We start from the raw sequence: 25223 nt of genomic DNA on the forward strand, positions 1-25223 counted from the left end.
GAATTTGGGCGTCCGGCGATTAGCCATGTCGGTTTTGAGGTCCGAGGCAACCATTATAGGACTGATTTGCTCATGTCCGGCAGCTTTTGGTGGTGAGCAGACCGGCGCTCACCGGTCCTGCCAGAAGCAAAGCTGCCATATCGTGCCGACAGCCCACAGGTCGAGACGTCAGATTCCAGCCGGGATTCGAGCGATCACTTTGATCTCGAAATCGAAGCCGGCGAGCCAGTTGACACCGATGGCGGTCCAGTTCGGATAGGGCGGCTGCGGGAAAACCGCGCTCTTTACCGCCATGATCGTTTCGAACTGATTTTCGGGATCGGTATGGAACGTCGTCACGTCGACGATGTCGTCAAAGGTGCAACCGCCCGCAGCCAGCGTTGCTTCCAGATTGGAAAAGGCAAGCCGGACCTGCGCGGCGAAGTCCGGTTCCGGCGAGCCATCGGCACGGCTCCCCACCTGGCCGGAAACGAACAGGAGATCGCCGGACGCGATGGCCGCCGAATAGCCGTGGGCCTCGTAGAGGGCATGGCGATCCGTCGGAAAAACGGCATTGCGTTTAGTCATGGTATCAACCTTCCTAAAAAGTAAACTGCCTGAATGATGGCGGTCATCGCGGCACCGGCCGGGGCTTCTCGTATACGGCGCAATTTGATATACGCTACGTATCTAGATATTTGACATACGCTGCGTATGTCAAATGAAATATGTTCCATATGTGAAAGGAGAGACGCTTCGTGACCGGACGACGACGCATTGAAACCATGGAAGAGAACCGCGCCAAATTGGTCTCGGCGGCTCGCCGGGCCTTCGCCGCGAAGGGTTTTGCGGCGGCCTCGATGGACGAACTCACTGCGGATGCCGGCCTCACGCGCGGAGCGCTTTACCATAATTTCGGTGACAAGAAGGGACTGCTTGCCGCGGTGGTCGCTCAGGTCGACGGTGAAATGGCCCGGCGGGCGCAGGAGGTGGGAGCAGCCGCGCCGAACGATTGGGAAGGTCTGCTTGCGGAAGGATCGGCCTATATCGAAATGGCGCTCGATGCGGAGGTGCGTCGGATCGTCTTGCTGGACGGACCGGCATTCCTGGGGGACCCTTCGCGATGGCCGAGCCAGAACGCTTGTCTGGAAATGACGAAGCAAGCCATTGGCCGCCTGATCGCGAACGGGATCGTGAAGCCCGTCGATGTCGAGGCGGCGGCGCGGCTTCTCACCGGCGCGGCGCTGAATGCCGCTTTGTGGGTAGCGGCAAGCGACGAGCCAAGCCTTGTTCTCCCCAAAGCCATCGAGGCGTTCCGCGTAATGGCGGCAGGCTTGCTGGCCGATTAGAATTATCCCGCTCTACGTCTCTTATGAGGGCGCGGTCGGCCAATTGCCATCACCCCATCCCGAGGAGGCGTGAAGCGCGCCCATCAAATGGGCGCGCACCACGACTTGTCCGTCAGGCAGTCATCGCATCAGCTTGCGACGCCACCCGCCACATCGATGACGCCGCCGGTCATGTAACCGGCGTTTGGTCCGGCCAGGAAGGAGACGAGCGCGGATACCTCTTCCAGCGTGGCGATCCGGCGGATGGGATGCATGTCGAGTAACGCATCAGGCGCCGTCGTGCTGCCCAATGCCTCAACCATCATGTCGGTCGGCATGACGCCCGGCTGAACGACGTTGACCGTGATATTGCGCGGCCCTAAGTCACGTGCGACCCCTCTCGCGTAGCCGGTGATGGCAGCCTTGGTTCCCGCATAGTCCGCGATACCGGGCATGAGTGCATGGGAGCCGCTGAGAGATCCTATGAAGATGATCCGGCCGCCATCGGAAAGGACCTGTGCCGCCGCGCGCGTGGTTGCAACGGTGCCCATGACGTTGATCTGCCACTGGCGGTCAAGCGCGGCCGTATCGAGATCGGGATCATCGACATTCTGGCCCTTGGCGACGATCGCCGCGTTGTTGACGAGGATGTCGAGCTTGCCGAAATCCGCAATCACCTTCCCGACCATCGGCTTTGCCGCAGCGGTGTCGGCCTGGTCGCTCTGGATTGCGATCGCCCTCACGCCTTTCGCCTTCAGCCTCTCGACGACGGCCTCGGCCTTTTCGGTGGACGTGACATAGGTGATCGCGATGTCCGCGCCCTGATCGGCCAGCGCTTCCGCCATGGCTGCACCGAGCCCCCGCGAGCCTCCGGTAATGAGTGCGACCTTGCCCTTCAACGTATTCGACATAGCTATTCTTCCAATCCACAAATTTGCCTTGCCCGTCATCCGGGCCTGGTTGCGCCCATTCTATAATGAACGTTACGATAACGATCGTTAATGAATGTGGACTTATGCTGTCAAGCGGTTTAATAACGGTCATTACGAATAATATGGAGACAGTGATGGGTCGCCACCGCGAATTTGACGTGGAGAAGGCGCTCGATGGCGTGTTGTGCGCATTTTGGCGCAAAGGCTATGAGGGCGCGTCCTATACGGACCTGACCGAAGCCGCGGGCGTGGAGAGGCCCGCCCTTTATTCTGCGTTCGGCAACAAGGAGGCCATGTTCCGCAAGGCGCTGGCGCGCTATTACGAGCGTTACATGGACTACATTCCGACCGCGCTGAACCTTCCAACGGCTCGCGAGGCGGCTGCGCATTTTCTGCGCGGAACGGTCGACCTCAATACGCGGTTTCCCACGCATACCGGATGTCTTGGTATCAATGGCCTGCTGGCGGGGTCGGATGAGGCTGAGCCTGTGCGGCAGGCCCTGATAGAATTTCGCGCGGAGGGCCAAAGGCTTTTGCGCGACAGGTTCGAGCGAGCCAGGCTCGAAGGCGACTTGCCGGAGACGGCCAATCCCGATGCACTGGCAGCCTTCATCCTTGCAGTTGCCCAGGGTATAGCGGTACAGGCGAAAGCGGGGGCAAGCCGTGACATGCTACAGGCCGTTGCCGATCAGGCGCTTTCCACCTGGCCCTGAAGACGGGATAGCTGCGCTCGGTTCCAAGAGGTGACAAGCGTAATGCTTGGCTCATCAGCAGCGCGCCCGCCGCCGAAGCGAGGGCGCGCAAGCAGAAAAACGTCCGGTGTTACTTCATCGTCGGGATGACGAATTCAGCCCCGTCCTTGACGCCAGACGGCCAGCGGGACGTCACGGTCTTGGTCTTGGTGTAGAAGCGGAACGCATCCGGGCCATGCTGGTTGAGATCGCCGAAGCCGGAAGCCTTCCAGCCGCCGAAGGTGTAGTAGGCAATCGGAACCGGGATCGGCACATTGATACCGACCATGCCGACCTGCACGCGGCTGGCGAAATCACGCGCCGCATCGCCGTCGCGGGTGAAGATCGCAACGCCGTTGCCAAATTCATGATCGTTCGGCAGCGCCAGCGCTTCCTCGTAATTCTTGGCGCGCACGACCGACAGAACCGGGCCGAAAATCTCTTCCTTGTAGATGCGCATGTCGCGCGTCACATGGTCGAACAGGCAGCCGCCCATGTAGAAGCCGTTTTCATAGCCCTGCATCTTGAAATTGCGGCCATCGACGACGAGCTTCGCGCCTTCCTCGACGCCGAGATCGACATAGCCGCGAACGCGGTCGAGAGCGGCCTGCGTGACGACCGGGCCGTAATCGGCGGAACCGTCGGTGGACGGGCCGATCTTCAGGGATTCGACGCGCGGGATCAGCTTTTCCATCAGGCGGTCGGCGGTGTCCTCACCAACCGGAACCGCAACGGAAATCGCCATGCAGCGTTCGCCAGCCGAACCGTAGCCTGCGCCGATCAGCGCATCGACGGTCTGGTCCATGTCGGCATCCGGCATGATGAGCATGTGGTTCTTCGCGCCGCCGAAGCACTGCACGCGCTTGCCGTTCGAGCAGCCGCGGCCATAGATATACTGCGCAATCGGCGTGGAACCGACGAAGCCGATAGCCTTGACATCGGGATCGTCGAGCAGCGCATCGACCGCATCCTTGTCGCCGTTGACGACATTGAAAATGCCAGCCGGAAGACCGGCTTCCATGAACAGTTCGGCCAGGCGCATCGGCACGCCCGGATCGCGCTCGGACGGCTTCAGCACGAAGGCATTGCCGCAGGCGATTGCCGGACCGGCCTTCCACAGCGGAATCATGGCCGGGAAGTTGAACGGGGTGATGCCCGCCACGACGCCCAGCGGCTGGCGCATGGAATAGGTGTCGATGCCGGTGCCGGCATTATCGGTGAACTCGCCCTTCAGCATATGCGCCGCGCCAAGGCAGACTTCCACCACTTCGAGACCGCGCTGGATGTCGCCCTTCGCGTCCGGGATGGTCTTGCCATGTTCGCGGGCCAGAAGTTCGGCCAGGCTGTCATATTCGGCTTCGACCAGTTCGATGAACTTGCGCAGGATGCGCACGCGGCGCTGCGGGTTGGTCGCCGCCCATGCGGGCTGCGCTGCCTTGGCGTTTTCGACAGCCGCGCGCACTTCCTCCTTGGTGGCGAGCGCCACCTTGGCCTGCACCGTGCCGTCGAGCGGCTGGAAGACGTCAGCCGCGCGGCCGCTCTTGCCCGCCACATGCTTGCCGCCAATGAAATGTCCGATATTGCGCATCGAAGAACCTCCCTGATGATCGCTTTGGAGGGCGCGCAGGCCCGCCATCGTGACCGCTATCCTGACTCTGCGAATTCATGATTGCAAGGCGCTGAAAAGCGTATCCGTTGTGCAATTTTTGTAGTACGGATAAAGCCATGAACTGGGACGATATTCGCATATTTCTGGCCGTCGCCCGCTCGGGCCAGATTCTCGGCGCCGCCAAGAGGCTCGGCCTCAATCACACCACCGTGGCGCGGCGGCTGACCGCGCTTGAGACAGCGCTTTCGACCACGCTTCTCACGCGCCGCACCAACGGCTCGACGCTGACGCAGGCGGGCGAGGAATTCCTGCTTGCCGCCGAACGCATGGAAGCCGAAATGCTCTCCGCCCGCGCGCAGGTCGGCAATGCGGACATCGCCGTGTCGGGCACGGTGCGCATCGGCGCGCCGGACGGGTTCGGGGTCGATTTTCTCGCCCCCCGTCTGGCGCGGCTGACGCAGAAATATCCCGACCTCACCATCCAGCTCGTGCCGGTGCCGCGCTCGTTTTCGCTGTCGCGCCGCGAAGCCGATATCGCGATCACCGTCGAGCGCCCCGATCAGGGGCGTCTCGTGGCGCGCAGGCTCGTCGATTACACACTGGGGCTTTATGCGCATCGCGCCTATCTGGAGGCCAACGGCACGCCGCAAAATGCCGATGACCTCGCCCGCCATCGGCTGATCGGTTATGTGGAAGATCTGGTCATCAATCCGTCGCTCGCCTATGCGCCGGAAATCAGCCGCGACTGGAAGCCCGCCTTCGAGGTTTCCAGCGCGCTCGGCCAGGTCGAAGCCGTGCGGGCGGGCGCGGGCATCGGCATATTGCACGCCTTCATCGCCCGCGCCGATCCCGATCTCGTTCCTGTCATGCCGGACCGCGTGATCCGCCGCGCCTATTGGCTCGCCTATCACGAATCCGCGCGCACGCTGCGCCGTGTTACTGCGGTATCTGCACTCATTTCCGAACTGGTGGAGAGCGAGAAGTCGCTGTTCAGCTAAGCTTCATATAGGCGACCATGACGCCGACGATCATGATGGCCGGGACGAACAGCACGTCCAGACCGACGAAATAATGGCCGAAGCCGCCGCCGATGGCGCCGAACATCAGGGAAAACCAGACGGCCACATGCTGAAGCCAGCGCCATTTCGGCGTCTCGCCGCGCAGCGAGCAGGCAAGATCGGCGGCGGCGTTGAAGAGCGTTCCCGTGACATAGGTGACGCCGAGGCGCGCCGCGCCGATGGGCTGCACCGCCGCATTCTGCGCGCCCATGGCGGCGGCGAGCAGCAGAACGGGCTGGATGATCAGGGCGCCTTCGCGCCGCAGCACGCCGACCGCGAGTAGGATCGCCACCACGCTTGCCATGACATAAAGGCTGCCCCAGCGCCCGTAAGCGCGCACCACCAGCGTGCCGAAAAAGGCCCCGGTGAAGAACAATACGATCAGGACTGCGGGAAACCAGACCAGCACCGTGCCCTGCGGTCCCGGCTGTCCGGCAAGCGCGGCGCCAAGCTGCGTGGTATTGCCACTCATGAAGGAGGCAAAGAAACCGCCCAGTTGCAAAAACGCGACGGCATCGACGAAACCGGCTGATGCAGTAAGAACCAGGCCGAGCGACAATTTGGAATTCGGTGTCATTTCAGCAGACTTTGAGAAGAAAAAAAGCCCGGCTTGGGAAAGCCGGGCTTTGTTTAGAGCGTATTGCGAAAACTGTAAACGATTTTCGGAAAAGAGTGTCCCTTGATACCCGAAAGGGCCCTCCCACGCCCGATCGTCAGGCGCGTTTTACGATGCGCAGAATGATCAGGAGGATGGCCGCGCCGATAAACGCATTGATGATCGAGGAGACCATACCGCCGCCGACGGAAAATCCGAGACGCGGCAACAGCCAGCCCGCGAAGAACGCGCCGATGACGCCGACGATGATATTGCCGATCAGGCCGAAACCGCCGCCCTGCACGACCTTGCCGGCCAACCAGCCAGCAATAAGACCCACAAACAGAAAGACAAGAAGACTTCCACCACCCATCATGCGCTTTTCTCCCTCTCACGACGCACCGTTCGGCGCGTCTGGGGCAAGTTGACTATATGTTGCCCCGTGACACAAGGGGGCCAATCGAAACAAATCAGGGCGCCAGATGGCGGAAAGCCGCCACGACGTCCTCATAGACCTTGCGCTTGAAGGGAACGATCAGATCGGGAAGTTCCTGCATCGGCTTCCATCCCCAGCGGTCGAACTCCGCCGTATGCCCGCCGGGCGGCGGATTGATGGCGATTTCGCTCTCGTCGCCCTCGAAGCGATAGGCGAACCATTTCTGCGTCTGGCCGCGATACTTGCCCTTGAGCGCCACGCCGACCAGATGCGGCGGCAGATCGTAATTGATCCAGTCCGACGCCTCTTCCAGCAGGGACACCGAGGTCATGCCGGTTTCCTCGTAAAGTTCGCGGAGCGCGGCTTTTGCCGGGTCCTCGCCCTTGTCGATCCCGCCCTGCGGCATCTGCCAGAGCTGCGTCGCGCCGTCCATCTCGTCGCCCGGAATGACGATGCGCCGCCCGGCCCAGACCAGACCGGCTGCGTTGAGCACCATCAGCCCGACGCAGGGGCGATAGGGCAGGCTTTGCGGATCGACCGGACCCTTATGTTTCGACATTCCGTTCTCCGTATAGTGTTCTCAAACAGCAAAACGCGGAAGCCATGGCCTCCGCGTCATGATTTTTCAAGGCAGCATTCCGCCGATCAGTTCAGCACGCCCTTCTTCGGGTCCGGCGGGAATGCGGCATTGGCCACTTCGCCGCGCAGGAGCTTCAGCGCCTCGTTGAGCTGGATATCGTCCTTCGGCTCGGCAGGCACATAGGCCGACGAACCGGAACCGTTATCGTCTTCCTGATTGCCCTTGATATGACCCTTCAGTTCCGACTCGCCGCGAACCACGTCCTCGCCCTTCAGTTCCGGCGGCAGCGGCTGATCGACCTTGATGTCGGGCGTGATGCCCTTGCCCTGGATCGACTTGCCCGACGGCGTGTAATAGAGCGCCGTCGTCAGACGCAGCGAACCGTTTTCGCCAAGCGGGATGATGGTCTGCACCGAGCCCTTGCCGAAGGACTGCGTGCCGAGCACGGTGGCGCGGCGATGATCCTGCAACGCACCGGCGACGATTTCCGACGCGCTGGCCGAACCGCCATTGATCAGAACGATGACCGGCTTGCCGTCGGTCTGGTCGCCCTTGCGCGCATCGAAGCGCGTCACGTCCTGCGGATCGCGGCCACGGGTCGAGACGACCTCGCCCTTGTCGAGGAAGGCATCGGAGACGGCCACGGCCTGATCGAGCAGGCCACCCGGATTGAGGCGCAGATCCAGCACATAGCCCTTGAGCTTGTCGGCGGGAACCTTGCCCTGAATGTCCTTGATCGCCTTCTTGAGATCTTCCGACGTCTGCTCGGTGAACGAGATGACGCGCAGATAGCCGACATCGTTCTCGACGCGCGAGCGAACCGCCTTCACCTTGATGACGGCGCGGTTGATCTTGAGCGTGATCGGCTTGTCGGCGCCCTTGCGCTCAATCGTCAGCTCGATCGGCGAACCAACCTCGCCGCGCATCTTGTCGACGGCGTCCGTCAGCGAAAGGCCGCGTACTTCCTGCCCGTCGATCCTGGTGATGAGATCGCCCGCCAGAACGCCTGCCTTGGAAGCGGGCGTATCGTCGATCGGCGCGATGACCTTCACGAGATCGTTGTCCATGGTGACTTCAATACCGAGACCGCCGAACTCGCCCTTGGTCTGCACGCGCATGTCCTGCGCGGCTTCGGGGTTGAGATAGGAGGAATGCGGGTCGAGCGAGGTCAACATGCCGTTGATCGCGCTTTCGGTCAGCTTCTTGTCGTCGGGCGGCGTCACATATTGCGCGCGCACACGTTCGAAAATATCGCCGAAAAGAGCCAGTTCCTTGTAGACATCGCTGTCTTTCCCTGCCGCAAAGGCGGTGGAAGCCGGCGCGCCCTGGACCATCACCATGGCTGACGCCCCCAGAAGGGCTCCGGCGAACAGCAGCGACAGTTTACGTATCATTTTCACGTCCTTCCAGAAAGCCGTTCGGTCCACCACGGGGCCGGATCAACGGGTTTTCCATCCTTTCGAAATTCAATGTAAAGCAATGGCGCGCCATTGCCCACCTCTATCGGTGCAACACTTGCAAGAAGTTTTTCTCCCATTGCGCCGACCGGCTCTCCCGCAAGTACAAATTGGCCCTGCGATACGTCGATTCGCCCCATGCCGGCCATTACGACATGATATCCATTGCCCGCATCGAGTATCAAGAGCTGCCCGTAGGAGCGAAACGTGCCCGCATAAAGTATCACGCCATCGGAAGGTGACGTAATCGTGGCGGAAGGCAGTGTTTCGACCACCTGGCCCATCATTGAGCCGCCGACACCGTCCCTGTCGCCGAAACGGCGCACGGCTTTTCCGGCGGCGGGCGGGGCCAGCCTGCCCTTCAGGGAAGCGAAATCGATCTGCGCGCGCAGATGCGTGTCGTCAGGCGTGGATTCCCCGGCCTTTTCCCTTGCCGCGGCCAGACGGTCCGCCTCGGCCTTGCGGGCAGCTTCCGCCGCGTCCCGCACACCGGCCATCTGCTCGTCGAGCCCATCGATGAGGTCCTTGAGGCTGCCCGCCCTGGCTGCAAGCTCTTGCGAACGCTTGCGCTGGGCTTCCATTTCCTGCTCCGACTGCGACTGAAGCTTCTTCTTTTCTTCAAGAAGAAGTGATTGCCGCTTCTGTTCCTCGGCCTGCGCCGTGCGGCTGGCCCTGAGCTTCCCCTGCTCCTCGGTGATGGAGGCGGCGACGCGCTGCATATCCTTCAGGTCGCCGGTCAGTTCCTCGACCTGTTCGCGCATTTCGGGCACGACGGCGCCCAGAAGCACGGCGCTGCGCACCGAAGCCAGCGCGTCGTCGGGCCGGACCAGAATGGCGGGCGGCGGGTTCAGCCCCATGCGCTGCAATGCCGCCAGCACTTCCGCCAGAACGCCGCGCCGCGCACGCAGCGACGCGCGGATCCCCTCCTGCTGTTCGTGCAGGGCTGTCAGCTTGTCGGCAATGGCGGCAATGTCCTGCTGCAATTTCTTGTCGGTTTTGGCCGACTGGATCAGCGCCGCGGTGATGGTGGCCTGATCCTTCTTCAGCGCTTCCACTTCGCTTTCGAGCTGTTTCAGCTTGTCGCCGGTGACGGTGAGTTCGTTGCTGAGCTTTTCATATTCGCTTGCCGCCTGATCGCGCTGCTGCTGCAATGCATCCTGCGCAAAAGCCGACGGCGTGCCGGCAAGTGCACAGGCCAGCACAAGGCCAGCCCGCGCGAATGCAAGCAATCGTGGTCTTTTGAAAAGGCTTACTGGGCTCATGCGTGTTCTATCGGGGCGAAACAAGGCTAAATTCAGGGCCGAAACGAGGGCCGAAGCCGGAACCTAGCCCGATACCGTTAACGAACCATCAACCATAGAACGGAGAGGAAAAGCCGCCCGGCAAATCAGTACTCCCGTGGCCGCCCGTTCTTACACCCGATGATACGGGTGCCCGGCCAGAATGGTGGCGGCGCGATAAAGCTGTTCGGCGATCAGGATGCGGGCGATCTGGTGCGGCCATGTCAGTTCGCCCAGCGCCAGCACGAGATCGGCGCGCCCGCGCAGTGCCGGATCATGGCCGTCCGGCCCGCCAATGGCGACAATGAGCTGGCGCTTGCCGTCATCGCGCATTCGCCCGATGCGTCCGGCAAAAGCTTCCGATCCGAGCGCCTTTCCGCGCTCGTCGAGCAGGATGAGGGCGGCGCCGCCATTGAGCGCCTCGTGGATGCGCTGGGCTTCCTCGGCCTTGCGCAGTTCCGGTGTCTGGCCCCGGCTTTCGGGTATCTCGCTCACACCGGCGAATTCAAGCCCCAGCGGTGGCCCTGCTTTGGAAAACCGGTCGAAATAGCGCTCGACCAACTCCCGTTCGGGGCCGGCCTTCATCCGGCCCACGGCAAAAACGCTCACACGCATGACGCCCTCTTACGACCTGATCAATGCACCGTTCCCAGCGCCTGCTCGTCGTCGAAATTATCGTCCAGCCAGATCTTCTCGATATTGTAGAAGTCGCGGACTTCCGGTCGGAAGATATGGACGATGATATCGCCTGTGTCGATAAGGACCCAGTCGCCACTCTCGAGGCCTTCGATCCGCATGTCCTTGCAGCCTGCCTCACGCAGGGCCTGCAAAAGGTGATCGGCGACCGCCGTCACATGACGATGCGAACGACCCGACGCGACGATCATGTAATCGCCGATTGTCGATCTTCCGCGAATGTCGATGGGGGTGATGGATTCCGCCTTGGAGTTTTCGAGACTGGCCAAGGCCGCGTCGAAGGTCGTGGACACGAGATCGGTCTCGTTCATCCCAACCGTGGAAGGCACATGGTGAGCCTTCTTCTGAACTGCTGTTCTCAGCGTATTCCCTTTCCAACAAGAACAACTTCATGCGGCAGGTATAAGCACCGCACTCCTTAAGATAGGCAGAGTCCCTGTTTTGTTTCAAGAGTCCGTGGCCCTGGCAGCCGTTCACTTTTTCAGAATATTCGCCTGTTTGCGAAGCGCCGTCGAGGAGAGCGACGAACGCGGCCCATGGATGAATGTCCAGGCCGGAGGCGTGCGCCGCGCCAGCATCGGCGCATATTGCTCGTCGAGGCGGCTGTCGGAAAATGTCTGCGCCATGCGCGACGACAGATAGGCGAGCGTCGATCCCGGCCGGTCGATGACGGCAATCGGAAAATTCCGCGCGATCTCGCGCCAGCGCTGCCAGCGATGGAAAGAAGCGAGATTGTCGGCCCCCATCACCCAGACGAAATGGACGCCGGGATTGGCGTCGCGGATAAGCGCCAGCGTATCCGCCGTATAGCGCACATCGAAAGCCGCTTCGAGCGCCGTCACCTTGATGCGCGGATCGGCGCAAACGTCCTCGCTGAGCTTCAGCCGCTCGGTGAGCGGCGCCAGTTCGCGGTGGTTCTTCAGCGGATTGCCGGGCGTCACCATCCACCAGAGCTGGTCGAGCCTGAGCCGCCGGATTGCGATTTCCGCCACCAGCGCGTGACCGCCATGGGGCGGATTGAACGAGCCGCCGAAAAGCCCGACCGCCATGCCCTTTTCGACATGCGGCATACGCAGATAATGCGCATCGACGCCCGGATAACGCTCTTTCAATGCAGAAAGCCCGAAGCCGAATTTCATCCGAGCCTAACCACGAATCTGCCCGTTGCCGCGCACGCGATATTTGAACGAGGTCAATTGCTCGACGCCGACCGGCCCGCGCGCGTGCATCTTGCCGGTGGCGATGCCGATTTCCGCCCCCATGCCGAACTCGCCGCCATCGGCAAACTGCGTCGAGGCATTGTGCAGGAGAATGGCCGAGTCGATCTCGTTGAAGAACCGCGCAACCGCTTCCGCATCTTCCGCCACGATGGCTTCCGTATGATGCGAGGAATAACGGTCGATGTGTTCAACCGCGCCACCAATCCCGTCGACCAGGGCGACGGAAATGATTGCATCGAGATATTCGGTCGACCAGTCCTCTTCGCTCGCGGGCTTCGCCGCGGGAAAAAGCGCCCTCACCTCTTCGGAGGCGCGAATTTCACAGCCCCTGGCGGCAAGGTCTTCGAGAACCGGCACAAGATGCGTCGTAGCGGCGGCGCGGTCTACCAGAAGCGTTTCCGCCGCGCCGCAAATGCCGGTGCGCCGCATCTTGGCATTGACGGCGATGCCGCGCGCCATGTCGAGATCGGCGGATTTGTCGATATAGAGATGGCAGATGCCTTCCAGATGGGCGAAGACCGGCACGCGCGCTTCCGACTGAACGCGCGCGACGAGGCTTTTTCCACCGCGCGGCACGATCACGTCAATCGCGCCGTCCAGGCCTTTCAGCATCTCGCCGACAGCGGCGCGGTCCGTCACCGGCACGATCTGGATTGCATCCGCTGGCAGACCAGCCGCTTCCAGCCCGGCGACCAATGCCTTGTGAATAGCCGCCGATGAATGGGCGGAATCGGACCCGCCGCGCAGGATCACCGCATTGCCCGCCTTGAGGCAGAGCGCACCAGCATCCGCTGTTACATTGGGGCGGCTTTCATAAATGACGCCGATCACGCCGAGCGGCGTGCGCACGCGCTCGATATGGAGACCGTTCGGGCGGTCCCATTCGGCAATCACCTCACCCACCGGATCGGGCAGGCTGGCTATGGCGCGAATGCCTTCGGCAATGGCCGCGATACGGCTGCCGTCCAGCGTCAGCCGATCCACGAAGGAAGCCGCCATCCCGCTCGAAGCGGCATTGGCGAGATCGCGCCTGTTGGCCTCAAGAATTTCGGCCCGGCTTGCGACAATCGCATCGGCGGCGGCTTCGAGCGCCCTGTTCTTCTGCTCGCGCGTGGCGATGGAAAGCGGGCCTGCCGCGGCTCTGGCCTTGCGGCCCACTTCGGCCATCACCGAGGCGATGTCGTTTGCCGTATCTGCTTTCGTCAGCATATTCTCTCCCCTATGCCGCTTGCGCGTCGCTGGCGGCGCGCACCACCAGATCGTTGCGATGGATCATCGCCGCCCGGGCATCATAGCCAAGAATGGCGCTGATCTCATCGCTTTTGTGCCCGGCAATCCTGCGCGCATCCCCGGCATCATAGGCGATCAGACCGCGCGCGATCTCGCGACCGTCCTCGTTCAGCACCGCGACCGTGTCGCCGCGCTCGAAATCCCCGCCGATCTCCTTCACGCCAGCCGGAAGGAGCGACTTGCCGGATTTCAGCGCCCGTGCCGCACCGGCATCGACCGTCAGGCGGCCGGCAGGTTCAAGATTGCCGGAAATCCATGTCTTCCACGCATTGACCGGCGCATTCGCGGCCTCGAACAGCGTCGCGCGCTCGCCGCGATCGATGGCCGAAAGCGGGCCGAAGCGGGTTCCCGACGTGATGATCATCGCCGTGCCCGCCGCATTGGCGATCTTGCCCGCGTCGAGCTTGGTCTTCATGCCGCCGCGCGACAGTTCCGACGCCGCCGCCCCCGCCATCGCTTCGATCTGCGGCGTGATGTTTTCGACCAAAGGCAGGAACTCCGCATCCGGGTTCTTGTGCGGGGGAGCGGTGTAAAGCCCGTCAATATCGGACAGCAGGATCAGAAGATCGGCGCTCATCATGGTGGCGACGCGCGCAGCCAGCCGGTCATTGTCGCCATAGCGGATTTCCGTGGTCGCCACCGTGTCGTTTTCGTTGATGACCGGCACGGCCTTGAGCTTCAAGAGCGTCTCGATGGTCGCCCGCGCATTGAGATAGCGGCGGCGTTCCTCGGTATCGGAAAGCGTGACCAGAATCTGGCCCGACCGGATGCCGTGGCCGCCCAGCACATCGGCATAGGCCTTGGCGAGCGCAATCTGCCCCGCCGCCGCCGCCGCCTGGCTTTCTTCAAGCTTCAGCGCCTTTTTCGGCAGCCCCAGAACGGTGCGGCCAAGGGCGATGGCCCCGGACGAGACAACGAGCACTTCCACGCCCGCGTGATGCAGGGCGGCAATATCCTGCCCGAGGCTTTCCAGCCAGTCGCGCTTCAGGCCGCTTGCGCGGTCCACCAGAAGGGCGGACCCGATTTTCACAACGATGCGGCGATAGTCTTTCAGTTGCTTCAGCATGTTCTCATTCCCCGCGCCGTCTCTGTACCGTCAGTCCAGATCGGCCTGCGAAACGTCCGCGTCGCCGATTTCCGCCGCGCGGCTCTGGTCGATGACGCTCGCCAATTGGCGCAGCACATCGTTCAAACCTTCATGGCTGACAGCCGACAGAAGCAGCGGATCGCGCCCGCACGCCTTTTTCAGCGCCTTGACCTTTGCCTTGCGCGCATCTGGATCGAGCGTATCGACCTGCGACAGCGCCACGATTTCCGGCTTGTCGGCAAGCCCGTGTTCATAGGCTTCAAGCTCGCCGCGAATGACCGAATAGGCTTTCGCCACGTCCTCTTCCTGCGCCGACACCAGATGCAGCAGAACGCGCGTGCGCTCGACATGACCGAGGAAACGATCGCCCAGCCCCACGCCCTCGCTCGCCCCTTCGATCAGGCCCGGAATATCGGCAATCACGAATTCGCGGCCATCGACCCGCGCAACGCCAAGATTGGGATGCAGCGTGGTGAAAGGATAGTCGGCAATCTTCGGCTTGGCAGCCGTCACACTTGCCAGAAAGGTGGATTTGCCCGCATTGGGCAGGCCGACGAGACCGGCATCGGCAATCAGCTTCAGCCGCAGCCAGATCGTGCGATCGATGCCTTCCAGTCCCGGATTGGCGCGGCGCGGCGCGCGATTGGTGGACGTGGTGAAATGAAGATTGCCGAAGCCGCCATTGCCGCCCTTGGCGAGACGATAGCGCTGGCCGATCTCGGTGATGTCGCAGATCAGCGTTTCGTTGTCTTCCTCGAAAATTTGCGTGCCGACCGGCACCTTGAGAACGACATCGTCGCCCTTGCCGCCGGTCATGTTGCGTCCCATGCCGTGCATACCGGTCTTGGCGCGGAAATGCTGCTGGTAGCGATAGTCGATCAGCGTGTTGAGACCGTCCACGGCCTCCACCCAAACGTCGCCGCCGCGTCCGCCGTCGCCCCCGTCCGGGCCGCCGAACTCAAGAAACTTCTCGCGGCGGAACGAAACGGCCCCCGCCCCGCCATTGCCGGAGCGGATATAGATCTTGGCCTGATCGAGAAACTTCATTTGAACGTAACCTTCTTGGATACCCGCACGCTGGCGGGCATTTGGGCGTCAGGCGCCCCGAATTTCGTTACATACGGGCACAGCCCGCATGTGATGTGTTGCAATTACAGCAAAACCGGCTTCCTGCAAACAGTCGAGGAAGCCGGTTCTGACCTATTTCGGGTTCCAGGCCGGATCGGTGAAATCGATATAGATCAATTCCTGATCCAGATACTGTCCCTGCACGTAAAGTGACTTGGTTTCGACGCCGTAAGTCTTGAAGCCGAGCCCGTAATAGACCCGTTTGGCGGCTTCGTTGGTCGCCACCACCTTGGCCTCCAGAATGACGACATGGCCGGCCGCGTGGTCGATGACCTTCTGCACAAGCGCCTTGCCAAGGCCCAGCCCCTGCGCTTCCGGCGTCACATAGACGCTGACGAGCGTGCCGCGATGATGCTCGCTCCTGCGCTCGTACCGGTAATGGCCCGCGATGCCGAGCAGATTGTCGCCATCGAACGCACCGAAGATCACATTGCCGTTCACCTGTTCCAGACGGCGCGCGAATACGGCGTCGGAATAAGCGTTTTCTTCCTCGAAGCTCGAACCGAAAGCCAAGGGCGCGCGCTGTAGCGCGCTGAGCCTGATGGCGCGAAAGCGATGCAGGTCGCCCTTGTCGAGCGCGCGCACCAAAACCCTGTCGCAGGCGATTGCGTGAATATCCGTCATTTTATTCCCCGAGGGCTGTCGGTCCTGCGGCACAAGCGGCAAGGCTTGGCGCGCAGGACCCCTTGTTTATGACTGCCAGCTTCTCAGCCCGATCCACGTCCGGCGGTCGAGGACATAGCGCTCCACCGGCACATTGCCGGCGGCGAGCGAATCCTCCATGCCCATGCCGCTGAACTGGAACCCGCATTTGTGAATCACGCGGCGCGAACCGGCATTGCTGGCGCGGCACGAGACATGCAGCCGTTCGATGGCCGTCGCGCGGAAGGCTAGGTCGATCAGCGCATGTGCGGATTCGGTGGCAAAGCCATGCCCCCAATAGGGTTCGCCCAGCCAGTAGCCGATTTCCAGCCCCTCGCCATGCTTGTGCGCATGGATGCCGCAGCAGCCCATAAAGATGCCGGTTTCCGCTTGCGTGATGGCGTAGATGCAATTGCCCATCTCGCCTTTTCGCACGCGCTCGACAAAATCGACGGCATTCTCACGCGTGTATGGATGCGGCATACGGGCAAGCATACCGGAAACGCGGGCGTTATTGGCAAGATAGGAAATCGCATCCACGTCTTCGACATGCGGCGGCCGCAGGACCAGCCTTTCGGTGACGAGCACAGGACAATCAAGTTCACTGGCCAGATCGGGGGCCAGATCGGGGGCCAAATCATCAGCCAGTTCATGCGCCGCACCGGGCGGCAGATCGGCGTAACTGGCGCCTCTCCCGCTACTGCTTGCGTCGTAACAGTCTTCTTCCAGAACTTCGACAACCATTTTTCGTTCCTCCAGATGCAAAAAGGGAAGATGGTGGCCCCATCTTCCCTTCGATCTTTTGGCTAGGCTGCCATTTGCACCGGGTCCGATGGGACGCCGGTGCTTTATGAGAGTGCCCGGCTTACTCTGCTGCTTCCGCGATCGGGTTAACCGACACGTAGGTGCGACCGTTGGCTTTCGTGCGGAAAGACACGGAGCCGTTGACGGTTGCAAAAATCGTGTGGTCCTTGCCGAGGCCGACATTGGCGCCCGGATGCCACTTCGTGCCGCGTTGGCGCACGATGATGTTGCCGGCGAGCACAGCTTCGCCGCCGAACTTCTTCACGCCAAGGCGTTTGGATTCTGAATCGCGACCGTTACGCGAGGAACCGCCAGCTTTTTTGTGTGCCATTGGTGTTCTCCTTTAATCTCTCTGTTTACTCAGCCGACTCGGCCTTGGCTGCGGCCTTCTTGGGCGCTGCCTTCTTCGGCTTTGCGGCTTCGCCTTCAGCGGAGGCTGCCTTCGGAGCCTTCTTCTCGGCGGCCTTCTTGGAAGGCTTCGCGCCGTCGGTGAGGATCTCCGAGATGCGGATGGTCGTCAGTTCCTGACGATGGCCGCGGGTGCGCTTCGAGTTCTGACGGCGACGCTTCTTGAAAGCGATGACCTTGCGGCCACGGCCCTGCTCGACGACTTCGGCGGTGACGAGGGCGCCAGCGACGGTCGGTGCGCCGATGGTCGTGCCGACCATCAGGACTTCCGCGAATTCTACGATGTCGCCGGCTTCGCCAGCAACTTTTTCGACCTTGACGAGGTCGTTTGCGGCAACGCGGTACTGCTTGCCACCGGTCTTGATGACTGCGAACATTTGTTGTCCTTTCGGTTGTTCGGTCCGGCTCTCATTTCCACGACGCTGACGTCGAAGCGATGGGCCGTCTTTTTATCAGTCGGTTGATGAGCGGGCTTTTAGCCCTTGACTGCGGTTCCGAAAGCCGGAATTCCGCAATCAAAACAATAGGCGCGGATTACCCCACGCCCAAGGTCTGGTGCTTATAGGGGCGAGGCGGCGGAAAAGTCAAGAATTTTAACGACAGAATGCAAATTAGCTCTTGTCTAATCGGCGCTGGCCCGTTATTGAGCCGCTGCACGCTCGGCATTCGTTATTGATGCTCATTGACTGTGCGATTCTGCAAGGGTCGTTTACAGTGCTGCACAAAGCGGAGAGGTGGCTGAGCGGTTGAAAGCACCGCACTCGAAATGCGGCATGGGGGCAACTCCATCGGGGGTTCGAATCCCTCCCTCTCCGCCACTTCAGTCCCTGAGTGGGCACTGAGTTTACGCCACTTCCCGCCACAAGCGTCTGTAGCAGCCGGGACTTCGATCCCATGATGCGAACCTCGCCCTCGGCGACCTCGACACGCTGGGCGAGCGCGCGCAGGTGGTCGCGGCGATAGCCGCCGCCTTCGAGCCGGATACGCTCGCGGGCGGTTGCGGCGAACTTGCGCAGCATCTGCGGCGTTACCGCCTTCTGCCCCGAGTTCTGGAGCATAGCCTGCGCACGCTCTGCATCGACCTTTGCCTGATCGCGGATGGCCTTGAGACCGTCGATGCGGTCTTTCAGCGCCGGGTCATTCAGATCGGCAACGCCTGCCTCGATGGCGTCATAGAGGCGCTTGAGGCGCAGTTCCGATTCGGTTGAGCGTTTGTTCAACTCGGCGATATGCTCGCGGCGGCGCTCGGCGTGTTCTTCCCTCCGGTCGAGTGCTGCGGCAAGAACGGTTTCCAGCCGCTCGGGCTGGAGTAGCTGTTTCTCAAGGTGATTGACGACCAGATCGTCCAGCTTTTCCATCGGCACGGCCATGCCCTCGCAGGCGGTCGGCCCCTGCCGCGCCTTCATCGAGCAGGCATAATAACGATAGCGCCCGCCCTTGCCGGTGCGGATGGTCATGGCTCCGCCGCACTTGGCGCAATGGATCAGGCCGGTGAGCATGGTCGGGCCGCTGATGACGCGGGCGGGCATGACCTTGGGATTACGAGCCTTGAGCAGCTTCTGAACCGCCTCGAAGGTCTCGCGGTCGATGATCGGCGGTACGGGAACCGTCACGATCTCGCTGACCGGCTTCAATTCCTTGGTCTTGGACCGCTTGTTGAACTCATGCTCGCCCATATAGGTGCGGCGGGTCAGGATGCGGTGGACCTGACCGATGCCCCAGCGCCCGCCGTCGCGGGTGAAGATGCGGCGGCTGTTGAGGTAGGAAACGATATTCTTGACGCCCATCTGGCCGGTGGTGCCGTCGCCTTCCAGCGCAAGACGATAGATCAGCCGCACCGTGTCGGCGTGGAGCGGGTCGATTTCCAGCTTCTTCTTGGTCTTGGCTCCGCGCTGCTCGGCGGCGACGGTGCGATAGCCGATAGGAGGAAGCGAGCCGTTCCAGAAGCCTTGCCGGGCGTTCTCCTTCAGGGCCCGCATGACGTGCTTGGCGTTTTCCTTGGACTGGTATTCATCGAACAGCGCCATGATCTGCCGCATCATGACGTGCATGGGGTCATCCCCCATTTCCTGTGTGATCGAAACCAGCTTCACGCCGTTCTTCGCCAGCTTGCGGACATAGAACTCAAGCTCGAAGTGATCGCGGAAGAACCGGCTGAACGAATGGACCACGACCACATCAAAGGGTGCGGGCTTGGACGTTCCCGCCTCGATCATGCGCTGGAACTCGGGGCGGCGGTCGTTGGTCGCCGATGCGCCGGGTTCGATGAAGGTTTCGACCAGTTGCAGGTTGCGGGACTCGCAATAGGCTTCGCCCTGCCGCTTCTGATCGGGAATGGAAACGTCATGCTCGGCCTGCCGCGCCGTCGAGACACGCAGGTAAAGGGCAGCGCGCAGCGGCACGGTCATGGCAATGTCTCCTTCTCAAACCTTGACTCGGCCCAAACTGGTGGACCGTTGGCCGCGCTCAGGCGGCGTTCTGTAACGGGCGCGCGCGCTCAACCCGCTCGCGCTCCTTGGGCGTGTTCATCACCTCCCAAAGATCGCTGCGTCGCTGCACGTTGAGCCAGAAGTCCGGGCTGGTGCCGAACACACGGGCGAGGATCAGCGCCGTCGCCGCCGTCACGTTCCTGCGGTTGCCGCATAGTTCGTTGACGTGCTTGCGCTGGACGCCCATCGCCTCGGCGAGCGCGCCCTGTGTCAGCCCCATCGGCAGCATGAATTCTTCGGTCAGTATCTCGCCGACAGTCGCCGGCTTACGCTTGGTGGTCAGCATGGTTGCCTCGCTTTCATCGGTAGCTGTGATCGTCCAGATAAATCCCGTCCGCCTCGCCGCGTTCACCATCCCAGCGGAAGATCAACCGCCATTGCTGGTTGACGCGGATCGAATGGAAACCTGCGAGATTGCCGCGCAGCTTCTCGAAGTGATTGCTGGGCGGCACGCGCAAGTCCTGATCGGTCACGGCATCGTCAATCATCTGGAGCTTGCGGAACAAGCGGGCTTCAAGATCGGATGGGATGTTGCGGGAACGAACATCATCCACAAAGAAAGCCCGAAGCCAGCCGTCCCGAAAGCCTACGATCACAGGTTTACTCCGATATTGGGCATGTGTACCACTCTATAACTCATATTGCAATGGGGAAATGGCTCAGGAGCCGGAGCCAAATAATTCATCGAACAGGTCGCCGAACCATCGCTCGAACACCTCGATTTCAGCTTCCGTGACCGGAACGGGATCGGGCCAGTCGTCGGTGACGGTCCATGTGCTGAGGTCGTGCTTGGGCGGCCTGCCGGGGAATGGCCACGGATAGCCCAGCAATTCCTCAAGCTGCTCCGACGCCGTGGGCGGTCGTTTGGCGTGCCGGGTTGTCTTCGGCTTGTCGTCGTCCCTGCGGTCAATAATCATCGAGGAAGTCGAACTCGTTACGCGAGCGTTGCCGCCACCCGGCGGGATCGGCAATCCAGCGGTTGATGTCGGATTCTCGCCATCCAGCGCCGTTGGTGCTGATCTTCAGTTGGGCCGGGAACGTGCCTTCGGCGATCTTGCGATAGATGGTGGACCGCGACAGACCCGTGCGAGCGCGGACGGTGTTAAAGCGGATGATACGGTCTGGTTGACGCATGATTGCGCTGCCTCCTGCTGGCTGTTTTTGACGATTGCAGAGACCAGACAGAGCAACGAATTGTCATTGCGCAACAGATATTTACCGTTCGTAGTGCTGTAGCGTAGAAACGGCGGTAAAAAGGAAAACCATACAGGCTGAAACCTCGGCCTCTGCCAAGGTCAATGCCGCGTGTGACGGAGAGTCTGCGGCCAAGACTGCGGCCTGATTCGAGACTGATGCCGAGTTCGCACCTACGCGGTCTTTGCAGCTTTGCGCCCAGCAGATACTGGCGCTGTATATGGATGGGTGAGGCGCGTAAAGCAGAGGGCGAGCGGCGCGATGACAACATTATCGGACGATGCGCTGCAAACGATTCAGCGTGAAATACAGAGATTGCTGGGTCGATGCCTACTGCGACTGCAACAGTACGAACGCCTTATCAAGGCAATCGTGGCACATCACGAAATCTCGGGACCGCCTCACGCGCTGGAGGCGATCCGAGCGGCGCGCGTAACGGAGACCGCGCGCAAGACACTCGGCACACTGATCGGCGATCTCCTCGGATCGTATGTTGTCGTCAACGGCGATCAGACCGCACCCAAGGACACGATCAATTCATCTGAGGATACGGTTTCGTTCAATTTTCGGATGCAGTTGGGCCTATCCGACATAGATTTCGCCCGGACAGAAACTGAACTTAGAGAATTGGTGCTGCTGCGGAACAGCTTGGTTCACCACTTCATCGAAGAGCACGACCTCTGGAGCTTGGAGGGATGCCGTGGCGCTCACGGGGCGTTGCTCGCTGCCTACAGCCGCATCGACCAACACTTTGAACAGCTTCGCGGGTGGGCAGAACATATGGAACAAAGTCGGCGTCTGGCCGATGCTTTTGTCCGTTCGAATGAGTTTCGGGATTTGGTCATCAATGGCATTGCCCCGGACGGCAAGGTGGATTGGTCTGCCGCAGGCATCGTACGCGCCTTGCGGGAAGCTGCTAAGGAATTGGCTGTCGATGGGTGGGCATCTATCACGGAGGCGGGCAAGTGGATTGCCGAGCGGTTCCCAGAACAGCTACCTGCAAAATATGGATGCGGCAGTTGGCGTCAGGTCGTGCATGAATCGCGTGCCTTCGAGATTCGTTACCTTGATATGAATGGTAAGCGCGCTGCGCGGTATCGGGAAAAAGAGAAGCCTGCGACCTCGCGCTGAAATACGTTGGCGCTGCGCGCGAAGGGGACAAAACTGGCAATCGCGCCCTCGGTGTCGAGTGGCACTATTCTTGGCGCACTCTACAATCCGATGCCCCGTCCCCTGCCGAGACCGTGACTGAGGGCAAGTTGCCGCCCGAGCCTCATCCCTGAGTCGAAATCCATGCTGATGCCGAGTTGCTTCTTGCGGCCTTCGAGCAGGGATTCCATCTGCGGATCGCGTTCCAGACTCATCGCCATGTTGCCCATCTCCGCGCGCGCTGACCTGTAGCCGGAATAGTTGCCCGCCGCATATTGCCGGTCGCCGGTCTGTTTGAGTTCCCGGAACCGTTCCACGAAACGGTCGGCGCGGCGCTCCGGGCTGGTCCGAATCTCGGTTTCGAGTTGGAGGGCGCGGATGGCGCGATTGACCTTGCCCGATCCCGCCTCATGGGCAAGGCTCTCATCCTTGGCATAGGCCGCTTCCGCGTCCTGCCAGCCATAGGGGCGCACCTGATCGAATGCCCTGCGGGAATCGACCAGTTCTTCCCATTGCGCCGGGCTTGCCTTGCCCCCGGTATCCTCGGCGTTGAAGACCTGGCCGACGGCATGGGCATGACGAATGAGCGCCATTCTGCGGGCATGGCGCAAGGCATCCTCCGAGTCTATTCCGGCTTCCTTCGCCGCCGCTTCGATCTCCTGTCTTATCCCCCTGCCGGCCACCTCCCTTTCCGTCTCGTCTGCGCCGTCCCGAGGTTCGCGGACGCTCAAGATGATGTCGTTGATCCGGTCGAGAACTCTGTCTGGGACGTGTATCTGTTCAACGGCAACATCACGGGCGCGGAAGGTGATGCCGCGCCGCTCGGCATAGTCCTGCGCCGGGTCGTAATCCGTCGCCATATCCTTTGCCCCGTCGCACGACAGGGTGTTCACCAGCCTGTCCTGACTGGTGAAGTCGTCGCGGCCATAATGCAGGTCCATGCCGTCGCGGTGACGCGACAGGGCGACATAGCTGCCGTGGGCGTCCATGCCGGGTGTCGCCAGAACATGGGTGCGGTCCACGGTCATGCCCTGCGCCTTGTGGATGGTCGCGGCATAGCCGTGGTCGATGCGGTCGTAATCCTTGAGGTCGAACGCGATAGAGCGGCCATCGTCGGTCTGCACGCTCATGCTCTGCGTGCTGACCTGTTCGATGGTGCCGAGCGTGCCGTTCTTCACCCCAAGCCCGCGCTCGTTTTGCAGGAACATGACGCGATCACCGACGGCAAAGCTGCGTTCGCCACGCTCGACCATTACGCGCACGTCCTCGCCCAGATCGCCAGCCTCCCGCATCCGGTCGCGGGCGGCCTCGTTGAGTTCCCGCACCTCGGCATTGGTATGGGTGAGAATGATCCTGCTCGCGTCCGGTGACGCCTGCCGCTGACGGTCCCATCTGTCGATCAGATCGCCGCGCGCCTGTTCACGTGTTTCGGCGGAATGCACCATGTCGTGCGCGTCATAGGCGGCAATGGCATTGCCGGTTCTGCCGCTCGCCAGACCGCGCGTGGCGTCACGCTGCCAGTCCTCGCGCTGGCGGCGCACTTCATGGATTTCGACGCCACCGTGACGCTCGTGGATGGACCGGAAAGCGGCACCGGCTTCGATGGATTGCAACTGCTGCGGATCGCCGACCAGCACGACCTTCGCGCCTGCGTCGGCGGCATGGGACAGAACCCGCTCCAACTGCCGCGTGCCGACCATGCCCGCCTCGTCGATGACAAGCACGTCCCGGCTGGTGAGCATGTCGCGCCCGTTCTTCCAGCCATGTTCCATGCTGGCGATGGTGCGGGACGCAATGCCCGATCCACTTTCGAGATTTTCCGCCGCGATGCCGGACAGGGCAACGCCCCGGACCTCAAAGCCTGACGCCTCCCAAGCCTCGCGCGCCACGCCGAGCATGGCGCTCTTTCCCGTTCCGGCATAACCGACGACAATGCCAAGATCGCGCCCGTCCGTGACATGCGCAAGCGCCCGGGCCTGCTCGCCGGAAAGGACAAGGCCGCGCTGTTCGGCGCGCACAAGCGCCTCAATCCTGTCTCTGTCGTTCACCTCATGGCGTTCCCGTTCCGCCATCATCTCTGCGGCGCGGTGCAGGCGCTGTTCGGCCTCGATCATATCGCGCGTGGTGAAGCGGTCCTCGCCGCGTCCGTCTTGCCCGAGTTCGACCAACTCGGGCGAACCGCGCATCGCGCCCATCACCTCGTTGAACTGCTCGATGCCGTCGCTGTGCCGGTGCGCGAACATCGCCATGTCTCGCCGCGTGAAAGTCGATTGCTGGTGCGTGATCGCGTCCAGCGCAATGGAAGGATCGGCAATGATACGTTCGCCATTGTTGCGCGCGATCTCCCGATGCATTTCCGCCCGGTCTGCGGCTTCAATGCCTTCGCCTTCGATGCGCTGTGCAGGCGCGCCGATCTGGCTTTGCGGCTCAAGCCCAATGCCCTGCGCCTCAAGGCTGCGATGGTCGACCCGGGCGTCGATGTCGAGTTCAGCCAGTCGCTCGTTGGCAAGCTCGGCCCATCGTTCCCGCCACCGCTCCACCATCTCCGTGCGGTTCCAGTCCCGAACCTTAGGACCGAACCCGTCCTCGTTCACCGACCGCATGTTGAGCATGACATGCGCGTGGGGCTTCGGCATCCCGTCCTCGCCGATGTCCCAATGCACATTGAGGTCGGCGATCATGCCCTGATCGACAAACTCCGACTGGGCGAAGTCGCGGGCGAGATCGATACCTTGCGCCTGCGTCATCTCACGCGGAATGGCGAACTCCACCTCGCGGGCAAGCTGCGCATCCTTGCGCACCTCGAACGCCTCGACATCATTCCAGAGCCGTTCGCGGTCGCTCCATGCCTCTGGCGCGTTCTCCGGCAACAGCACCTCGGAATGAACGACACCGCGCTTGTTGGAAAAATCCTGCACGCGGTCCAGCCGCTCGTCGCGCATCCGCGAAGCCGAACGGTAGGCAGCGGAAGCCACCGCACTGCTTCCGGCCTTGCGGCTGATGACCTTGACGTGAAGATGATAGATCGCCATCGCAATCAAGAAATGGCACGGCCAAGCGCACGTCGGAACGACGTATAAGCGCGCCCTCCCTCGAAAAAATCTCGGGATGGACCGGGCCGTGCCAGACCG

General features: G+C 61.7%; 27 protein-coding genes, 1 tRNA gene and 1 pseudogene. 5 read left to right on the plus strand and 24 right to left on the minus strand.

Going from position 1 to position 25223, the window contains the following annotated elements:
- Positions 1 to 168: 168 nt before the first annotated feature.
- The gene (locus tag FHS76_RS14180; protein WP_183653828.1) at positions 169 to 567 is read right to left on the minus strand and encodes a RidA family protein; all 399 of its coding nucleotides are present in this window, start codon (positions 565 to 567) and stop codon (positions 169 to 171) included.
- 197 nt (positions 568 to 764) lie between these two features.
- Between FHS76_RS14180 and FHS76_RS14185 the strand changes: the two genes are divergently transcribed.
- Positions 765 to 1328: a TetR/AcrR family transcriptional regulator gene (locus tag FHS76_RS14185; protein ID WP_183653966.1), complete on the plus strand. Its 564-nt coding sequence runs from the start codon at positions 765 to 767 to the stop codon at positions 1326 to 1328.
- Positions 1329 to 1456: 128 nt separating this feature from the next.
- Here FHS76_RS14185 and FHS76_RS14190 read toward each other — a convergent pair whose 3' ends face one another.
- A complete protein-coding gene (locus tag FHS76_RS14190) occupies positions 1457 to 2218 on the minus strand; it encodes an SDR family NAD(P)-dependent oxidoreductase (RefSeq protein WP_183653831.1) in 762 nt (253 codons plus the stop codon).
- Between the two features lie 155 nt (positions 2219 to 2373).
- Here FHS76_RS14190 and FHS76_RS14195 point away from each other — a divergent pair, with 155 nt between their 5' ends.
- A complete protein-coding gene (locus FHS76_RS14195; protein ID WP_183653834.1) occupies positions 2374 to 2952 on the plus strand; it encodes a TetR/AcrR family transcriptional regulator in 579 nt (192 codons plus the stop codon).
- Positions 2953 to 3061: 109 nt separating this feature from the next.
- Here the strand turns inward: FHS76_RS14195 and FHS76_RS14200 are convergent, their stop codons facing one another.
- Positions 3062 to 4558: a CoA-acylating methylmalonate-semialdehyde dehydrogenase gene (locus FHS76_RS14200; RefSeq protein WP_183653836.1), complete on the minus strand. Its 1497-nt coding sequence runs from the start codon at positions 4556 to 4558 to the stop codon at positions 3062 to 3064.
- Between the two features lie 137 nt (positions 4559 to 4695).
- On the opposite strand from FHS76_RS14200, the gene FHS76_RS14205 reads away from it, so the two are divergent.
- The gene (locus FHS76_RS14205; RefSeq protein WP_183653838.1) at positions 4696 to 5577 is read left to right on the plus strand and encodes a LysR family transcriptional regulator; all 882 of its coding nucleotides are present in this window, start codon (positions 4696 to 4698) and stop codon (positions 5575 to 5577) included.
- Here the strand turns inward: FHS76_RS14205 and FHS76_RS14210 are convergent.
- The 15 genes from FHS76_RS14210 to rplU all read right to left on the minus strand — a co-directional run bounded on the left by FHS76_RS14210 (position 5570) and on the right by rplU (position 17637).
- Positions 5570 to 6214 carry a YoaK family protein gene (locus FHS76_RS14210; protein WP_183653840.1) on the minus strand — a complete coding sequence of 215 codons (645 nt, stop codon included), beginning with the start codon at positions 6212 to 6214 and terminating at the stop codon, positions 5570 to 5572. The genes FHS76_RS14205 and FHS76_RS14210 overlap by 8 nt on opposite strands.
- 136 nt (positions 6215 to 6350) lie before the next feature.
- On the minus strand, positions 6351 to 6605 hold the full coding sequence (locus FHS76_RS14215; RefSeq protein ID WP_183653969.1) for a GlsB/YeaQ/YmgE family stress response membrane protein: 255 nt from the start codon (positions 6603 to 6605) through the stop codon (positions 6351 to 6353).
- Positions 6606 to 6702: 97 nt separating this feature from the next.
- On the minus strand, positions 6703 to 7227 hold the full coding sequence (locus FHS76_RS14220) for an RNA pyrophosphohydrolase (protein ID WP_183653843.1): 525 nt from the start codon (positions 7225 to 7227) through the stop codon (positions 6703 to 6705).
- Positions 7228 to 7313: 86 nt separating this feature from the next.
- Positions 7314 to 8642: a S41 family peptidase gene (locus tag FHS76_RS14225; protein WP_183653846.1), complete on the minus strand. Its 1329-nt coding sequence runs from the start codon at positions 8640 to 8642 to the stop codon at positions 7314 to 7316.
- A 2-nt stretch (positions 8643 to 8644) separates the two neighbouring features.
- Positions 8645 to 9967 carry a murein hydrolase activator EnvC family protein gene (locus tag FHS76_RS14230; protein ID WP_183653849.1) on the minus strand — a complete coding sequence of 441 codons (1323 nt, stop codon included), beginning with the start codon at positions 9965 to 9967 and terminating at the stop codon, positions 8645 to 8647.
- A 150-nt stretch (positions 9968 to 10117) separates the two neighbouring features.
- Positions 10118 to 10600, minus strand: a complete 483-nt coding sequence (gene rlmH, locus FHS76_RS14235; RefSeq protein ID WP_183653852.1) for a 23S rRNA (pseudouridine(1915)-N(3))-methyltransferase RlmH — start codon at positions 10598 to 10600, stop codon at positions 10118 to 10120.
- 20 nt (positions 10601 to 10620) lie between these two features.
- On the minus strand, positions 10621 to 10992 hold the full coding sequence (rsfS, locus tag FHS76_RS14240; RefSeq protein WP_183653971.1) for a ribosome silencing factor: 372 nt from the start codon (positions 10990 to 10992) through the stop codon (positions 10621 to 10623).
- A 162-nt stretch (positions 10993 to 11154) separates the two neighbouring features.
- Positions 11155 to 11820 carry a nicotinate-nucleotide adenylyltransferase gene (locus FHS76_RS14245; RefSeq protein ID WP_183653855.1) on the minus strand — a complete coding sequence of 222 codons (666 nt, stop codon included), beginning with the start codon at positions 11818 to 11820 and terminating at the stop codon, positions 11155 to 11157.
- Positions 11821 to 11826: 6 nt separating this feature from the next.
- Positions 11827 to 13110, minus strand: a complete 1284-nt coding sequence (locus FHS76_RS14250) for a glutamate-5-semialdehyde dehydrogenase (RefSeq protein WP_183653857.1) — start codon at positions 13108 to 13110, stop codon at positions 11827 to 11829.
- 10 nt (positions 13111 to 13120) lie between these two features.
- Complete coding sequence (proB, locus tag FHS76_RS14255) at positions 13121 to 14257, minus strand: glutamate 5-kinase (RefSeq protein WP_183653861.1); 1137 nt, start codon at positions 14255 to 14257, stop codon at positions 13121 to 13123.
- A 30-nt stretch (positions 14258 to 14287) separates the two neighbouring features.
- The gene (gene obgE / locus FHS76_RS14260; protein WP_183653864.1) at positions 14288 to 15325 is read right to left on the minus strand and encodes a GTPase ObgE; all 1038 of its coding nucleotides are present in this window, start codon (positions 15323 to 15325) and stop codon (positions 14288 to 14290) included.
- Between the two features lie 153 nt (positions 15326 to 15478).
- Complete coding sequence (locus tag FHS76_RS14265) at positions 15479 to 16030, minus strand: GNAT family N-acetyltransferase (RefSeq protein WP_183653868.1); 552 nt, start codon at positions 16028 to 16030, stop codon at positions 15479 to 15481.
- Between the two features lie 66 nt (positions 16031 to 16096).
- Positions 16097 to 16792 (minus strand): GNAT family N-acetyltransferase, encoded by a 696-nt coding sequence (locus FHS76_RS14270; RefSeq protein ID WP_183653871.1) that lies wholly within the window; start codon positions 16790 to 16792, stop codon positions 16097 to 16099.
- Between the two features lie 121 nt (positions 16793 to 16913).
- The gene (rpmA, locus tag FHS76_RS14275; RefSeq protein ID WP_002964927.1) at positions 16914 to 17183 is read right to left on the minus strand and encodes a 50S ribosomal protein L27; all 270 of its coding nucleotides are present in this window, start codon (positions 17181 to 17183) and stop codon (positions 16914 to 16916) included.
- A 25-nt stretch (positions 17184 to 17208) separates the two neighbouring features.
- Positions 17209 to 17637 carry a 50S ribosomal protein L21 gene (gene rplU / locus FHS76_RS14280; RefSeq protein WP_183653874.1) on the minus strand — a complete coding sequence of 143 codons (429 nt, stop codon included), beginning with the start codon at positions 17635 to 17637 and terminating at the stop codon, positions 17209 to 17211.
- Positions 17638 to 17988: 351 nt separating this feature from the next.
- Between rplU and FHS76_RS14285 the strand changes: the two genes are divergently transcribed.
- Positions 17989 to 18078 (plus strand) — tRNA-Ser (locus FHS76_RS14285).
- Here the strand turns inward: FHS76_RS14285 and FHS76_RS14290 are convergent.
- The 5 genes and pseudogenes from FHS76_RS14290 to FHS76_RS14310 form a co-directional block, all read right to left on the minus strand.
- Positions 18049 to 19668: pseudogene (locus FHS76_RS14290) on the minus strand (recombinase family protein); the annotation flags it as partial. The gene FHS76_RS14285 and the pseudogene FHS76_RS14290 sit on opposite strands and share 30 nt — an antisense overlap.
- 58 nt (positions 19669 to 19726) lie before the next feature.
- Positions 19727 to 20035 (minus strand): HigA family addiction module antitoxin, encoded by a 309-nt coding sequence (locus tag FHS76_RS14295; RefSeq protein ID WP_183653876.1) that lies wholly within the window; start codon positions 20033 to 20035, stop codon positions 19727 to 19729.
- A gap of 13 nt (positions 20036 to 20048) precedes the next feature.
- A complete protein-coding gene (locus FHS76_RS14300; RefSeq protein WP_072461974.1) occupies positions 20049 to 20345 on the minus strand; it encodes a type II toxin-antitoxin system RelE/ParE family toxin in 297 nt (98 codons plus the stop codon).
- Positions 20346 to 20408: 63 nt separating this feature from the next.
- The gene (locus FHS76_RS14305; RefSeq protein ID WP_183653982.1) at positions 20409 to 20666 is read right to left on the minus strand and encodes a hypothetical protein; all 258 of its coding nucleotides are present in this window, start codon (positions 20664 to 20666) and stop codon (positions 20409 to 20411) included.
- Positions 20656 to 20883 (minus strand): helix-turn-helix transcriptional regulator, encoded by a 228-nt coding sequence (locus FHS76_RS14310; RefSeq protein WP_072461972.1) that lies wholly within the window; start codon positions 20881 to 20883, stop codon positions 20656 to 20658. The genes FHS76_RS14305 and FHS76_RS14310 overlap by 11 nt, the downstream gene beginning before the upstream one ends.
- Before the next feature lie 321 nt (positions 20884 to 21204).
- On the opposite strand from FHS76_RS14310, the gene FHS76_RS14315 reads away from it, so the two are divergent.
- Positions 21205 to 22074, plus strand: coding sequence for an OST-HTH/LOTUS domain-containing protein (locus tag FHS76_RS14315; protein ID WP_210306109.1), 870 nt, complete (start codon positions 21205 to 21207; stop codon positions 22072 to 22074).
- 80 nt (positions 22075 to 22154) lie between these two features.
- Here FHS76_RS14315 and traA read toward each other — a convergent pair whose 3' ends face one another.
- Complete coding sequence (gene traA, locus FHS76_RS14320) at positions 22155 to 25124, minus strand: Ti-type conjugative transfer relaxase TraA (protein WP_183653879.1); 2970 nt, start codon at positions 25122 to 25124, stop codon at positions 22155 to 22157.
- Positions 25125 to 25223 lie beyond the last annotated feature (99 nt).

The sequence above is a fragment of the Brucella daejeonensis genome (assembly GCF_014199265.1).
Lineage (GTDB): Bacteria > Pseudomonadota > Alphaproteobacteria > Rhizobiales > Rhizobiaceae > Brucella > Brucella daejeonensis.